The 14,205-nt window shown below is 65.2% G+C and carries 12 protein-coding genes; 5 read left to right on the forward strand and 7 right to left on the reverse strand.

The window, feature by feature from the left end:
* Positions 1-55: 55 nt before the first annotated feature.
* Complete coding sequence (mnmE, locus tag K307_RS25510; RefSeq protein WP_042883649.1) at positions 56-1,483, reverse strand: tRNA uridine-5-carboxymethylaminomethyl(34) synthesis GTPase MnmE; 1,428 nt, start codon at positions 1,481-1,483, stop codon at positions 56-58.
* 102 nt (positions 1,484-1,585) lie between these two features.
* Positions 1,586-2,404, reverse strand: coding sequence for a CHAD domain-containing protein (locus tag K307_RS25515; protein WP_042883650.1), 819 nt, complete (start codon positions 2,402-2,404; stop codon positions 1,586-1,588).
* 180 nt (positions 2,405-2,584) lie between these two features.
* Here K307_RS25515 and K307_RS25520 point away from each other — a divergent pair, with 180 nt between their 5' ends.
* Positions 2,585-3,022, forward strand: coding sequence for a PaaI family thioesterase (locus K307_RS25520; protein ID WP_042883651.1), 438 nt, complete (start codon positions 2,585-2,587; stop codon positions 3,020-3,022).
* A gap of 26 nt (positions 3,023-3,048) precedes the next feature.
* Positions 3,049-3,435: a VOC family protein gene (locus K307_RS25525; protein ID WP_042883652.1), complete on the forward strand. Its 387-nt coding sequence runs from the start codon at positions 3,049-3,051 to the stop codon at positions 3,433-3,435.
* Positions 3,436-3,465: 30 nt separating this feature from the next.
* Here K307_RS25525 and tam read toward each other — a convergent pair whose 3' ends face one another.
* The 5 genes from tam to rpmH all read right to left on the reverse strand — a co-directional run bounded on the left by tam (position 3,466) and on the right by rpmH (position 7,152).
* Positions 3,466-4,236, reverse strand: coding sequence for a trans-aconitate 2-methyltransferase (tam, locus tag K307_RS25530; protein WP_042883653.1), 771 nt, complete (start codon positions 4,234-4,236; stop codon positions 3,466-3,468).
* A gap of 123 nt (positions 4,237-4,359) precedes the next feature.
* Positions 4,360-6,030: a membrane protein insertase YidC gene (gene yidC, locus K307_RS25535; protein ID WP_042883654.1), complete on the reverse strand. Its 1,671-nt coding sequence runs from the start codon at positions 6,028-6,030 to the stop codon at positions 4,360-4,362.
* Between the two features lie 21 nt (positions 6,031-6,051).
* Positions 6,052-6,360: a membrane protein insertion efficiency factor YidD gene (gene yidD, locus K307_RS25540; protein WP_022537110.1), complete on the reverse strand. Its 309-nt coding sequence runs from the start codon at positions 6,358-6,360 to the stop codon at positions 6,052-6,054.
* Positions 6,361-6,370: 10 nt separating this feature from the next.
* Positions 6,371-6,844 carry a ribonuclease P protein component gene (gene rnpA, locus K307_RS25545; RefSeq protein ID WP_155301280.1) on the reverse strand — a complete coding sequence of 158 codons (474 nt, stop codon included), beginning with the start codon at positions 6,842-6,844 and terminating at the stop codon, positions 6,371-6,373.
* A 173-nt stretch (positions 6,845-7,017) separates the two neighbouring features.
* Positions 7,018-7,152, reverse strand: coding sequence for a 50S ribosomal protein L34 (gene rpmH, locus K307_RS25550; RefSeq protein ID WP_008650850.1), 135 nt, complete (start codon positions 7,150-7,152; stop codon positions 7,018-7,020).
* A gap of 819 nt (positions 7,153-7,971) precedes the next feature.
* Between rpmH and dnaA the strand changes: the two genes are divergently transcribed.
* The 3 genes from dnaA to gyrB all read left to right on the forward strand — a co-directional run bounded on the left by dnaA (position 7,972) and on the right by gyrB (position 14,025).
* Positions 7,972-9,786 (forward strand): chromosomal replication initiator protein DnaA, encoded by a 1,815-nt coding sequence (dnaA, locus tag K307_RS25555; RefSeq protein ID WP_042883656.1) that lies wholly within the window; start codon positions 7,972-7,974, stop codon positions 9,784-9,786.
* A gap of 358 nt (positions 9,787-10,144) precedes the next feature.
* Complete coding sequence (gene dnaN, locus K307_RS25560) at positions 10,145-11,260, forward strand: DNA polymerase III subunit beta (RefSeq protein ID WP_042883657.1); 1,116 nt, start codon at positions 10,145-10,147, stop codon at positions 11,258-11,260.
* 239 nt (positions 11,261-11,499) lie between these two features.
* The gene (gene gyrB, locus K307_RS25565) at positions 11,500-14,025 is read left to right on the forward strand and encodes a DNA topoisomerase (ATP-hydrolyzing) subunit B (RefSeq protein ID WP_042883658.1); all 2,526 of its coding nucleotides are present in this window, start codon (positions 11,500-11,502) and stop codon (positions 14,023-14,025) included.
* Positions 14,026-14,205 lie beyond the last annotated feature (180 nt).

Raw genomic sequence — 14,205 nt, forward strand, 5'->3', positions numbered from 1 at the left:
AGTTTACCTGCGGCCGGGGGGATGCGTGGCGTGGCTTGGTGCCGCGCGGCCGCGCTCACTTGCCGATGCAGAAGCGCGTGAAGATCGTGCCCAGCAGGTCGTCGCTGGTGAACTCACCCGTAATGCTGTTCAGGCACTCCTGCGTCAGCCGCAGCTCCTCCGCGAACAGATCCAGCGCCTGCGCCTGGTGCTCGGCCTGCTCCGCCGCAATATCGAGATGCGACTGCGCACTGCGCAGCGCCGTCAGATGTCGCTCGCGCGCGAGGAAAGTGCCCTCATTACCCGACTGCCAGCCAACCAGCCGCAGCAGTTCGCGGCGCAGCAACTCGATACCGGCGCCCGTGCGCGCCGAGATCCAGATCTCGGTCGGGTTGGGTCCATTGGCGGCGACCACGTGGGGCCGGTTGCCGCCAAACATCGTGTCGCCCACCGCCGGGGCCTTGTCGATCTTGTTGACCACGCGCACGATCGGCGAGCCCGGCGGCAATTGGCCGCTGAGCTGGTCGTCGATGGCGTCGTCGGCCTCGGACAGGCCGTGGCGCAGGTAGTCGGTGGCATCCACCAGGTGCAGCACGACATCGGCGCGGCGGATTGCGTCCCAGGTGCGTTCGATGCCGATGCGCTCGACCTCGTCGGAGGCGTGCTCGCGCAGGCCAGCAGTGTCGATGATATGCAGCGGGATGCCGTCGATCTGGATGGTCTCGCGCACGCGGTCGCGCGTGGTGCCGGCGATCGGCGTGACGATGGCGAGTTCGGCGCCGGCCAGCGCGTTGAGCAGCGAGGACTTGCCCACGTTGGGCTGGCCCGCCAGCACTACCGACAGCCCTTCGCGCAGCAGCGCGCCCTGGCGCGCCTGCGCCAGCACGGCGCCAAGTTCATTGCGGATGGTGGCGAGCTGCCCGCGCGCGTCGGACTGCTCGAGGAAATCGATCTCTTCCTCGGGAAAATCCAGCGTGGCTTCCACCAGCATGCGCAGGTGGATGACCTTATCCACAAGCTTGCGGATCGCATTGGAGAACTCGCCCTCCATCGAACGCGCTGCCGAGCGCGCCGCGGCCTCGGTGCTGGCTTCGATCAGGTCGGCCACGGCCTCGGCCTGGGCGAGGTCGAGCTTGTCGTTGAGGAAGGCGCGGCGCGTGAACTCGCCCGGCTCGGCCAGGCGCAGGCCGATGCCGTCGCCGGCCTGCAGGCAGCGCGTCAGCAGTATCTGCATCACCACCGGGCCGCCGTGGCCCTGCAGCTCGAGTACCTCCTCGCCCGTGTAGGAGTTCGGCGCCGGGAAGTACAGCGCCAGCCCGTGGTCGATGACCTTGCCATGGGCGTCGATGAACGGCAGGTAGGTGGCGTGGCGCGGCTTGAGCGCCTGGCCGCAGACGGCGCGCATCACGGGGCCGACATCGTGGCCCGACACGCGCACCACGCCGATGCCGCCGCGTCCGGGCGCGGTGGCGATCGCGGCAATGGGAACCTGGGGAGCAGTCATGGCGGTATTGTCGCAGATCGTGTGCGGTTGGCGTGGCGCGCGGGCTGGTGGCAATCGGCGCCAGCGGCGCGCGGTGGATTGGCCGCCGTGGCTGGCGGGGCGTCAGCTTGCGCCGGGCAACTGCAGCGGCGCTTCATCGGGGAGCGTTTGCACTTGCAGGCAGTCGGCCATCAGCCGGCGCGCGACCATGGCATCGACAAGGCTGCCGAGCTTTGTCTGCCGTTTCACCAGCTTGCGGTGCAGGCGTTTGGTGATGCGCAACGGCAGTACCGGCTCGAACGCCTCGATCGCATAGCGCAGCCGCTTGCCGGCGATGCGCTGCGCATGCACCGCGCGCGCATCGCCGCTGCGTGCGGCCCGGGCCAACTTGCGCAGGCGCTGGCGTCCGCGGCGCACGCGCTTGCGCGCAAACGGCCCGAGGCGGTCGCCGCTGTCTTTGCCTGCCTTTGCCGCCAGCTGCGCCAAGTGCGCGAGATCGCGGTGCAGCGCCGGCAGCGGCCAGTCGTGGTAGCCAGCCAGTGTCGCCAGCATGGCTACGCGCGCGTCTTCACGGCGCTCGCGGGCGGTGTCGGCCACGGCGGCCAGCACGGGCTCGTCAGGCTCCAGCTCGCGCGCCGGGGCGATGGTCTCGGCCAGAAACACGTCCCAGTCGCGCACTTCGCTGGTGGTGCGGGCCAGCGCGCGCAGGTCGCGATTCCAGCGCTCACGTTCCTGCTTCGGCAAGGACGGCCCCAATGCCCATAGCACCGCGCGCGCATGGCGTACCGCCACGCGCAGCTCGTGCAGGTCTTCCGGCTCGTCGCGGCGCAGCAACTGGTCCAGGCATGCTTCGATGCGCCCAAGGCTCGCCTCGGTCAGTGCGGCAAAGGCAGCGGCCGGCCGCGTCTTGCGGCGCAGTGCGGGTTTGGCGTCGGCGTTCATGGGAGGTCTGGATGCGATCAGGCGCGGTGCAGGCGTGACGCAGATGCTTCCAGTGTAGGCGACAGCACGCGCCCGCGCCTTCGTGCGGCGCACAAGGCGCACGGGCGGTTGACAGCCCCGCCCCTTCGCGCTGCAATGCGCACACCGCCTGGTGATGCAGAGACCGTACGAGGAACAGCCATGACCACCGAACAGGAGCGACTCCTGCTGCGCGAGACCATCGAGGCCGGCTTCCGCCAGGCCGCGTTCGTCAACGACATCGGCATCGCGCTGGCGGACTGTGGCCCCGGCTGGTGCGAATCGATGCTGGCCATCACGCCGCGCCACCTGCAGCAAGGCGGCATCGTCCATGCGGGCGTGCAGGCCACCATGGCCGACCACACCGCGGGCGCGGCGGCGTCGACCATCCTCGCAGCGGGCCAGCATGTGGTCACCGCGGAATTCAAGATCAACCTGCTCAGGGCCGTGCGCAGCGACCGGCTGCGCTGCCGCGCCGACGTGCTCAAGTCCGGCCGCTCGATCATCGTGGTGGAGGCGGATGTGTTCGCCGACGTCCATGGCGAATCCGTGCTGGTCAGTCGCCTCAACGCGACCATGAGCGTGCTGGACCTGGCCTGAGCGCCAACCTCGAAAGGAAGCGAGCCATGATCGACCATACCGGCGTGAGCGTCAGCGACTACGGCAAGAGCCGCGCCTTCTACCTCGCGGCGCTGGGCGCCATCGGCTACGGCATCGTCAAGGAATTCCCCGCCAGTGTCACCGGCAGCACCGATGTGGCGGGCTTCGGGCCGCCGGGCAAGCCTGATTTCTGGGTCATCCGTGGCGAGCCAAACAAGCCGCCGATACACGTGGCGTTCCGCGTGGACAGCCGCGAGGCGGTCGATGCGTTCTATCGCGCGGCGCTTGCCGCGGGCGGACGCGATAACGGCGGGCCGGGCATCCGGGCGCACTATCACCCGGACTACTACGGTGCCTTCGTGCTGGACCCGGATGGGCACAACATCGAGGCGGTGTGCCACAAGCCGGGCTGATCCCCGGCGGCCCGGGTTTGCGCGACAAGCTCAGCGCGTCGCCACGATAAACAAGCGCGGGAACGGCAGCAGCACCGACCCGTCAGCCAGCGGCGGGTAGGCCTTGGCGATCGCAGCCTCATAGCGCGCCAGATACGCGGCGCGCTCGGCCTCATCGAGCGGCTGCAGGAACGGCCGCAGGCCGCTGCCCTTGAACCACTCCACCACCGCGGCCGGGCCGCCGGCCAGCGGATGGTGGTACGTGGTCAGCCACACGTCCACGCGCTGGCACACCGGGCGCAGCAACTCGTAGTACCACTGCGCAGAAGCGCGTTCGGCGCGCGCCTTGCTGGCGCCGGCAAGCTTGCCGGCCCACGGGCCTTCCGCCGCCACCTGGCGCATCAGCCGGTGCGCGGGTTCTTCCAGGTTGTCCGGCATCTGTACGGCCAGCGTGCCACCGGGGGAGAGCTTCGACACCAGCGCCGGGAACAGCCCGGCGTGGTCGGGCAGCCACTGCAGCACGGCGTTGGCCAGGATCACGTCGTAAGGCCCGGCCTCGTCCCAGGCGCCGATATCTGCCACGCGGAACTGCACGTCCGGCAAACGCTTGCGCGCCGCCTCGACCATGTCATCCGAACTATCCAGCCCGGTCACCGACGCACCTGCATAGCGCGCCAGCAGCACCTCGGTGGAGTTGCCCGGCCCGCAGCCGATATCGACCGCGCTGCGCACGATCTCGTTGGGAATGGCGGCGACCAGGTCGCGGACCGGTCGGGTGCGTTCGTCTTCGAAGGCGACGTATTGTTGGGCGGACCAGTTCATCGGGAATCTCCTGTTGGATGGCGCATGCGGCGTCGGTACAGCCGGAAAGCATACGCCCGCTACAAACAAAAAGCCCGGCATCGCTGCCGGGCTTCATGGTTACCGCATCGTCCTGTAACGGGATCAGCTCTTGGCCACCACCACCGCCTTGCCCTTGCCGAGCATGCGGTTGATCTGCCATTGCTGGGCGATCGACAGGATGTTGTTCACCACCCAGTACAGCACCAGGCCGGCCGGGAAGAAGAAGAACATCACCGAAAACACCAGCGGCATGATCATCATGACCTTGGCCTGCACCGGATCCGGCGGGGTCGGGTTCAGCTTGGTCTGCACGAACATCGACACGGCCATCACGATCGGTAGGATGTAGAACGGATCCGGCACCGACAGGTCATGGATCCAGCCCAGCCACGGCGCGCCGCGCATTTCCACCGACGACAGCAGCACCCAATACAACGCGATGAACACCGGGATCTGGATCACGATGGGCAGGCAGCCGCCGAGCGGGTTGACCTTCTCGGTGCGGTACAGCGCCATCATCTCCTGGTTCATCTTCTGCGGGTCGTTCTTGTGACGCTCACGCATCGCGGTCATGCGCGGCTGCAGGTCCTTCATCTTGCCCATGGACTTGTAGCTTGCCGCCGACAGCGGGAAGAACACCAGCTTGATCAGCACGGTCAGCGCGATGATCGACCAGCCCCAGTTGCCCAGGAAGCCGTGCAGCTTCTCCAGCAGCCAGAACAGCGGCTTGGCCAGGATGGTCAGCCAGCCGTAGTCCTTCACCAGTTCCAGGCCCGGGGCGATCTTTTCGAGCATGTGCTCTTCCTGCGGACCGGCGAACAGGCGCGCATCGGTGCTCACCGTGGCGCCCGGGGCCACTTCACCCAGCGGCTGCTGGATGCCCACGCGGTACAGGTTCGGATCGATCTGCTGGACGTAGAAGCTGTGCTCCTTGCCGGTCTGCGGGATCCAGGCCGAGGCAAAGTAGTGCTGCACCATCGCCACCCAGCCGCTGTTGGTCGCAGCCGGCACGCTGGCCTTGCCCTTGGCGACGTCTTCGAAGCTGATCTTGTGGTACTTGTCGGCGTCGGTATAGATCGCCGGGCCGGTGAAGGTGCTGTAGAACTGCGACTGCTCGACCTTGCTGCCGTCGCGCGCCAGTTCCATGTACAGCGTCGGCGAGACCGGCGCGGTGCCCGCGTTGGTGACCGCGAACTTCGCGTCGACCACGTAGGTGCCCTTGTGGAAGACATAGGTCTTGGTCAGCTTCACGCCGCTCTTCTCGGCGGTCAGCGTCACTTCCAGCTGTTCGGCGCCGTCCAGCGAGCGCGGGCCCGGGGCGGCGGTGAACACCGTGGTGTGGTTGGGCAGGTCGCCGCCGATCAGGCCCGAGCGCGCCATGTAGGTGCGCACGTTGTCACGCTCGAACAGCACCACCGGCTTGCCGTCCTTCTCGTGCTCCTTGAGCAGCTCCAGGCGCGACACGATGCCGCCGGCGGTGTCGATCTCGGCACGCACCGTGTCGGTGGTCACCACGATCTTCTCGCCGGTGGGCTGGGCGGCGGCCTGCGGGGCAGCGCCTGCGGCCGGGGCGGCTGCGCCCGGCTGCACGTTGGCCTTGGGCACGTCGCCCTGCGCGGCCGCGCCGCTGGCGGCCGGCGCCGAGGCGGCCTGCTGCTGCGTCGTGCTCGGGAAGAACATCGACGCATGGCCTTGGGCGCGCTGCCAGTTGTCGTAGAGCAGCACAAGGGACATCGAGAAGATGACCCAGAGGATGGTGCGTTTGATATCCATGTCTGGCTGTGGTCGGAGAAATCAGGGTCTGGGCAGACGGATCGCGGCAGGCGCATGGCCTGTCGCGGCATGGACGGAACGGCCCGTGCGGGTGTCCGGCCTGGCAGTGTCGGCTTCCGTGCCCGGCACGGGATCATACCCGCCTTCGGTGAAGGGATGGCAACGACACAGCCGGCAGGCGGCCATCCAGCTGCCGCGCGCGGCGCCGTGATGGACGATGGCGTCGCGGGCGTAGTCGGAACAGGTCGGCAGGAAGCGGCACTGCGAGCCCAGGTAGGGACTCAGGGCGATCTTGTAGATGCGCAGCAGGGCTAGCAGGATTCGCTTCATGGCGGGGCGGTCAGGCGGGAAGGCTCGGTGGCTGGCTTTGCGAAGTGCTCGCCGGTGGCGCCGCGGAAGGCGGTGCCGATGGCGAGGCAGGCGGTGCGGGCGGCGCCGGTGGAGGCAGAGGCCTTGCCGCTACCTCGAGCAGGCTGGCGATTTCCGCCGCGCACGCTCTTCGGACCGCTGCGCGCGTCGCAAATTCCGCGCGCGGGAACTTGGCTTGCAGCCGCAGCAGCACGTCGCGCCCCGCCAGTTCTTCGCGGCGCTGACGGAACAGCTCGCGCGCCATGCGCTTCACCAGGTTGCGCTCGGCCGCGCGCGGCGCGAACTTCTTGCCCACCACCACGCCAAGCCGGCCTTCCGGCCGGTCATTGGCGCGCACGTACAGCACGAAATGCGGGCTGCGCCGCCGGGGCCGCAAAGCAAAAACGGATGAAAACTCATCCGTCTTTGTGAGCCTTGCGGCTTTGGGGAAGGCATGGGCTGACACGCTGGGTAACACTTGCGAGCGCTGGCGAAGAATACTGCTGGCGCAAAAGCGGCGCCCTGCGGCAAGCTGCTGGCCGTCCTGAAGCCGAGGCGGGAGGCATTGACGGCTGCGCGGCACGGCTGCGGTACGCTGCAGCCGGCGCCGGGCGCGCCGTCAGGCCGGTCGCCCGGGCCTCAGATGGCCAGGCGCTTGCGGCCCTTGGCGCGGCGTGCGTTGATGACGGCACGGCCGCCGCGGGTCTTCATGCGCACGCGGAAACCGTGGGTACGCTTGCGGCGGGTAACGGAAGGTTGGTAGGTACGTTTCATGTTGCACTCTCTGGTTGATCTGGGCTTGCCCGACTCCGGCCGGTGCCGGGCTGCCGTGGCCGCCGCGTATGGTTCGCATGGGGGTTGCCGCTGGCAAGGAACTGCCGCGGCTTGTCCGACGATTCTGGTTCTGTCTTTGCTGCCGGCCGTGTGGCGCGCGCTGCAGGCCAGTGACCTGTGGGCGCGGACGGCACGGACAGGCCAGACTCGGCGATGCGCATACGTGATCCCCTGCCGCATCGCAGAACCCGGCATTTAACCCAGTTTCGAGCGCACTGTCAAGGCGAACGTCTGTGTGCGCGAGCACAATTGCTACACCGCCGCGGCGCCGTCGGTGGCCCATTGTCCACAATGGTCGGTGGGTAAGTGCATGTGCTGTAGATGCCACCTGGGGAGAGGACATTTGCGGTCGAAGTCCCTGTTTTGCCAGAGATTTCGCCTGTTTTGGCATCCCGGAAACCCGCTTCACAGCTAGGGTTGTGCACAGCAATCCACTGCATTTGCACAAGTTGTCCACAGACTTATCCTTTGTGGATAACTCAGAGGCGGGGGTACAATCCGGGTCCAAACACAACACGGGCTGCGTGGCGCAGGCGCAACCCGGGCTCCCTCCGCGGCAACGCATGACTGAACGCACGCCAGCGCGGCGAACCTGAAGGCTCGCCGGCGGCGGCATGGCATGCTGCGGAGGTCTTGCTGGCCGGAACTGATTCCCATTCGGTTCCATGACGGTGAGGGAGGCCCGGATCGCGCGGCGTATGCGTCGCCCGTGGCGTGCCCGGACCGCGGTCACCGGGTGCGATTACTAAACAACAAACAATGCAAGATTTCTGGCAGGCGGCAGCAGCGCAACTCGAGCGCGAGCTGACGCCGCAACAGTTCAAAACGTGGATCAAGCCGCTGGCGCCCGTTGCGTTCGATGAAGAAACGCACGCGCTGAGGATTGCCGCGCCTAACCGTTTCAAGCTCGATTGGGTCAAGAGCCAGTTTTCCGGGCGCATCACCGCGCTCGCCTGCGAGTATTGGGAAGCGCAGGTCAGCGTCCAGTTCGTGCTGGACCCCGCCGCCTCCGGCCGCGCCGCTGCCTATATGCAGGCGCCGCAGCCGGGGATCGGCCCCAATAGCCTGGGCACGCACGCGCCCACCGCCGGCATGGGCATGGAGGGCCACGCAGCCCCGGGTACTGGCCTGGGCGGCTATCCCGGCGCCCAGCAGATGGGCGGCCAGCCCCCCTACGCCATGCCCGGCCAGCCCGGTTATGGCGAGTACCCTGCCCAGGCTGTCGGCTACGGCATGGGCCAACAGCCCTACGGCAACCCGTCGGCGGCACCGATCCCGGCTGGCGCGCGGGCACAGATGGGCGGCATGGGCCAGGGCGGGCAGACGCACCCCGGCCAGCATGGGGGCCACGGCAACCAGCACGTGAATGACATGGGCGAGATCGACGTGGTCCACATGGACCCCGCCGAGGCCAGCGCCCGCTCCTACCGCCAGCCACAGCACCAGCCGCAGCACCCGCAGCACCCGCAGCACCCGCAGCACCCGCAGCACCAGCCCCAGATGGGCGGCGCCACGCCGATGCCCGGCCACCAGCCCAGCGACACGGTCCACGAGCGCTCGCGCCTGAACCCGATCCTGACCTTTGACAACTTCGTCACCGGTAAAGCCAACCAGCTGGCCCGCGCCGCAGCCATCCAGGTCGCCAACAACCCGGGCAAGTCGTACAACCCGCTGTATCTCTATGGCGGCGTGGGCCTGGGCAAGACTCACCTGATCCACGCCATCGGCAACTACATGCTGCTGGAGAACCCGCGCGCGCGTATCCGCTACATCCACGCCGAACAGTACGTGTCCGACGTGGTCAAGGCGTACCAGCGCAAGGCGTTCGACGAGTTCAAGCGCTACTACCACTCGCTCGACCTGCTGCTGATCGACGATATCCAGTTCTTCTCCGGCAAGAACCGCACGCAGGAAGAGTTCTTCTACGCCTTCGAGGCCCTGATCGCCAACCGGGCGCAGGTGATCATCACCAGCGATACCTACCCGAAGGAAATCACCGGCATCGACGACCGCCTGATCTCGCGCTTCGACTCCGGCCTGACCGTGGCCATCGAGCCGCCCGAGCTGGAAATGCGCGTGGCCATCCTGATGAAGAAGGCCGCCGCCGAGAACGTGAACGTGCCCGAAGAGGTCGCGTTCTTCGTCGCCAAGCACCTGCGCTCCAATGTGCGCGAGCTGGAAGGCGCGCTGCGCAAGATCCTCGCGTTCTCGAACTTCCATGGCAAGGACATCACCATCGAGGTGACGCGCGAAGCGCTCAAGGACCTGCTGACCGTGCAGAACCGCCAGATCTCCGTGGAGAACATCCAGAAGACCTGCGCGGATTTCTACAACATCAAGGTCGCTGACATGTACTCGAAAAAGCGGCCTGCCAATATTGCACGGCCGCGCCAGATCGCGATGTACCTGGCCAAGGAGCTGACGCAGAAGAGCCTGCCGGAGATCGGCGAGTTGTTCGGCGGCCGCGACCACACCACCGTGCTGCACGCCGTGCGCAAGATCGCCGACGAACGCAGCAAGGATGCGCAGCTCAACCACGAGCTGCACGTGCTGGAGCAAACGCTCAAGGGCTGACGGGATCAGTCCCGGCTAGAAGGCATTTTTGAAGGGTCGGCCCCGCGGGGCTGGCATACTGTAGGGTGCGCGCCACGGACAACCCGTGGCGCCTGGGGAATTAACGTCAGCGACGCCGGGGCAAGTGACCGGAAAGTGGCCACCGATAAGGCTTTGCGGTGAGTCGGGACGGGATGGCAAGTGCGTTATGCGCCAGCGTGGCTTTTTGTGCACAGCTGGCCCGCCGGCCGGTCCCGCCCCGCTTCACCGCAGCGGCTTATCCTTGGTACAATGGTATATTAACTCCTTGATTCCTAAGTGAATTTGGAGTTGTTTGCGTTCTGCGGTCGCCGACTACAAACGACGAAGGATAAATTCAATGCAATTGGTCAAAACCTCGCGAGACAACCTGCTGCGTCCGCTGCAAATCGTGAGCGGCATCGTGGAGCGCCGCCACACCCTCCCGATCCTGGCCAATCTGCTGATTCGCAAGTCCGGGTCGAACGTTTCCTTCCTGTCGACCGACATCGAGATCCAGATCACCACGCACGCCGAATGCGGCGTCGGCAACGACAGCGTCGCCACCACCGTGGCCGCGCGCAAGCTGCTCGACATCCTGCGTGCCATGCCTGACGGCGACGTGGCCCTGTCGCTCAACGACAAGCGCATGACCGTGCAATCCGGCAAGAGCCGCTTCGCACTGCAGACGCTGGCCGCCGAGGAATTCCCGACCGTTGCCGAAGCCAGCGAATTCAACGCCAGCGTCACGCTGCCGCAGAAGACCTTCAAGCACCTGCTGGCGATGGTCCACTTCGCCATGGCGCAGCAGGACATCCGCTACTACCTGAACGGCATGCTGCTGGTGGTCGAAGGCAAGAAGGTGATGGCAGTCGCCACCGACGGCCACCGCCTGGCGTACTGCGGCGTGGAGCTGGAAACCGAAGCCGCCGGTGTGGGCGCGCGCCAGGAAGTCATCATCCCGCGCAAGACCATCCTGGAACTGCAGCGCCTGCTGGAAGACAACGACGATCCGGTGCAGGTGCAGCTCGCCGCCAACCAGGTCAAGTTCACGTTCGCCAATATCGAACTGATCTCCAAGCTGGTCGAGGGCAAGTTCCCCGACTTCCAGCGCGTGATCCCCAAGGGCTACAAGAATGCCTTCGCGATCGACCGCGTGCGGCTGCAGCAGGCGCTGCAACGCACCGCGATCCTGACGACGGACAAATTCAAGGGCGTGCGCTGCATCCTCGACACGCACATGCTCAAGATCAGCTCCACCAACGCCGACCAGGAAGAGGCGCAGGAAGAGCTGGAACTCGATTACTCGGGCGACGCGCTCGATATCGGCTTCAACGTGACCTACCTGCTCGACGTACTCGCCAACCTGAAGAGCGAGCAGGTGCAGGTCAGCCTCGGCGACTCGAATTCGAGTGCGCTGATTACCGTGCCGGAAGACGACAACTTCAAGTACGTCGTCATGCCGATGCGCATCTGATGATCCGGTAACAGGACACGCGCAAGACGAGATACCGGAGCAGCAAACGGCACGCTATGACACCCGGCCCGGCCGGGAAGTCCTGGGGATGAACATCCCGCAGCAGGGGCAGGATCGAAATGACGATCCGCCCCTTTTGCCGTTTTTAGTAACCCGCCATGCGGACCCTTCGCGCCCCGCCAGCATGACGTTCATGCCGGCCCGGCCCGAATCCCGTATTCGCCGTAAGTAGGAAAGACATGACCGAACAGCAGAAACCGCAACAGGAAAACACCTACGGAGCCTCCTCGATCCAGATCCTGGAAGGCCTGGAGGCGGTACGCAAGCGCCCGGGCATGTATATCGGCGACACCTCCGACGGCACCGGCCTGCACCACCTCGTGTTCGAGGTGCTGGACAACTCCATCGACGAAGCGCTGGCCGGCTACTGCACCGAGATCCAGGTCACCATCCACAGCGACAACTCGATTTCCGTCGTCGACAATGGCCGCGGCATCCCGCCCCTGGTCAAGTTCGACGACAAGCACGAACCCAAGCGCAGCGCGGCAGAAATCGCCATGACCGAGCTGCACGCCGGCGGCAAGTTCAACCAGAACAGCTACAAGGTATCCGGCGGCCTGCACGGCGTGGGCGTGTCCTGCGTGAACGCACTCTCCAAGTGGCTGCGCCTGACCGTGCGCCGCGACGGCCAGGTCCACCTGATCGAATTCGCCAAGGGCGACGTACAGAACCGCATCGTCGAGACCGTGACCGGCCCCGACGGGCAGCCCGTTGAAGTCTCGCCGATGAAGATCATCGGCGCCACCGACAAGCGTGGCACCGAAGTCCACTTCCTGGCCGATGAAGAGATCTTCACCAACGTCGAGTTCCACTACGAGATCCTCTCCAAGCGCATCCGCGAGCTCTCGTTCCTGAACAACGGCGTCCACATCAAGCTGGTCGACCAGCGCACCGGCAAGGAAGAAGACTTTGCCTTCTCCGGCGGCGTGAAGGGCTTTGTCGAATACATCAACCGCTCCAAGAGCGTGCTGCACCCCAACATCTTCTACGCCAATACCGAAAAAGACGGCATCGGCGTGGAAGTGGCCATGCAGTGGAACGACGGCTACAACGAGCAGGTGCTCTGCTTCACCAACAACATCCCGCAGCGTGACGGCGGCACCCACCTGACCGGCCTGCGCGCCGCGATGACGCGCGTCATCAACAAGTACATCGAAGAAAACGAAGTCGCCAAGAAAGCCAAGGTGGAAACCACCGGCGACGACATGCGCGAAGGCCTGTCCTGCGTGCTCTCCGTCAAGGTGCCCGAGCCCAAGTTCAGCTCGCAGACCAAGGACAAGCTGGTCTCGTCCGAAGTGCGCCTGCCCGTGGAAGAACTCGTCAGCAAGGCCCTGAACGACTTCCTGCTGGAAACCCCGGGCGATGCCAAGATCATCTGCGGCAAGATCGTCGACGCCGCCCGCGCCCGTGAGGCCGCCCGCAAGGCCCGTGAAATGACGCGCCGCAAGGGGTTGATGGACGGTATGGGGCTGCCGGGCAAGCTGGCTGACTGCCAGGAAAAGGATCCGGCGCTGTCTGAGCTCTTCCTGGTGGAGGGTGACTCTGCAGGTGGCTCTGCCAAGCAAGGCCGCGATCGTAAGTTTCAGGCCATCCTGCCGCTGAAGGGCAAGATCCTGAACGTCGAGCGTGCGCGCTTTGACAAGATGCTGTCGAGCCAGGAGGTGCTGACGCTGATTACTGCGCTTGGTACTGGGATCGGCAAGGATGACTACAACCTGGACAAGCTGCGCTATCACCGCATCATCATCATGACCGATGCTGACGTGGATGGATCGCACATTCGGACGCTGCTGCTGACGTTCTTCTATCGGCAGATGCCTGACATTATCGAGCGTGGTTATGTTTATATCGCGCAGCCGCCGCTGTACAAGATCAAGCATGGGAAGGAAGAGCGTTATATCAAGGATGATGTTGAGCTCAATGCTTATCTGTTGAAGTTGGCAATGGAGAAGGCTGTGCTGGTGCGGCCGGATGGCACAGAAATCAGCGGTGATGCTCTGACGGAGCTGGCCCGTCAGTACCAGCTGACTGAAGGGGTGATTGGTCGCCTGTCACGGGTTGTTGATACGGACGCTCTGCGTGCCATTGCGGACGGCGTGGCGCTGGACCTGGATAGTGCTGCTGCGGCGGAAGCCTCAGCTGTGGCGCTGAAGGCCAAGCTGGCTGAGATGCATGCCAAGACGCTGCTTGGTGCTGCCGTGAATGATGACGGTACTGCCGATGTGTATGCGCAGTTTGATGAGAAGACTGACAAGCATCGGCTGATGATTGCGCGGCGGCATCATGGCAACGTGCGGTTGTCGCATTTGGATGCGGATTTTGTTCATGGGGCGGATTACGCTGCGCTGTCAAATGCTGCCAAGACTTTCCAGGGGTTGACGCCGGAAGGGACCAAGGTGCAGCGGGGTGAAGGGGACAAGCTGCGGGATCAGACTGTCAACGACTTCCACGGTGCAATGCAGTGGCTGTTGTCCGAGGCTGAGCGTGGGGTTTCTCGTCAGCGCTATAAGGGGCTGGGGGAGATGAATCCTGAGCAGTTGTTTGAGACCACCCTGGACGTTACCCAGCGGCGACTGCTGAAGGTGCAGATTGAGGATGCCATTGCTGCTGATCAGATCTTTACCACCCTTATGGGGGATGAGGTGGAGCCGCGGCGGAACTTTATCGAATCTAACGCGTTGGTGGCGCGGAATATTGATGTTTGAGTGCCTGTAGCAGGACCAAATTGGTGACAAATAGCGCCCCAATTAGTGGCAAAGTTAGCCAAGGGGCGCATGATGGTCCGCGCAGAGATCATTACGGCAAACTTGGCGTTCGTGGCGCCTCCGTCGTATGGGAATCTGTACAAACGCCGCCTGCACGCCGCAGGCAGCGTTTGTACAGAT

Source organism: Cupriavidus necator A5-1, assembly GCF_000744095.1.
Lineage (GTDB): Bacteria > Pseudomonadota > Gammaproteobacteria > Burkholderiales > Burkholderiaceae > Cupriavidus > Cupriavidus necator_A.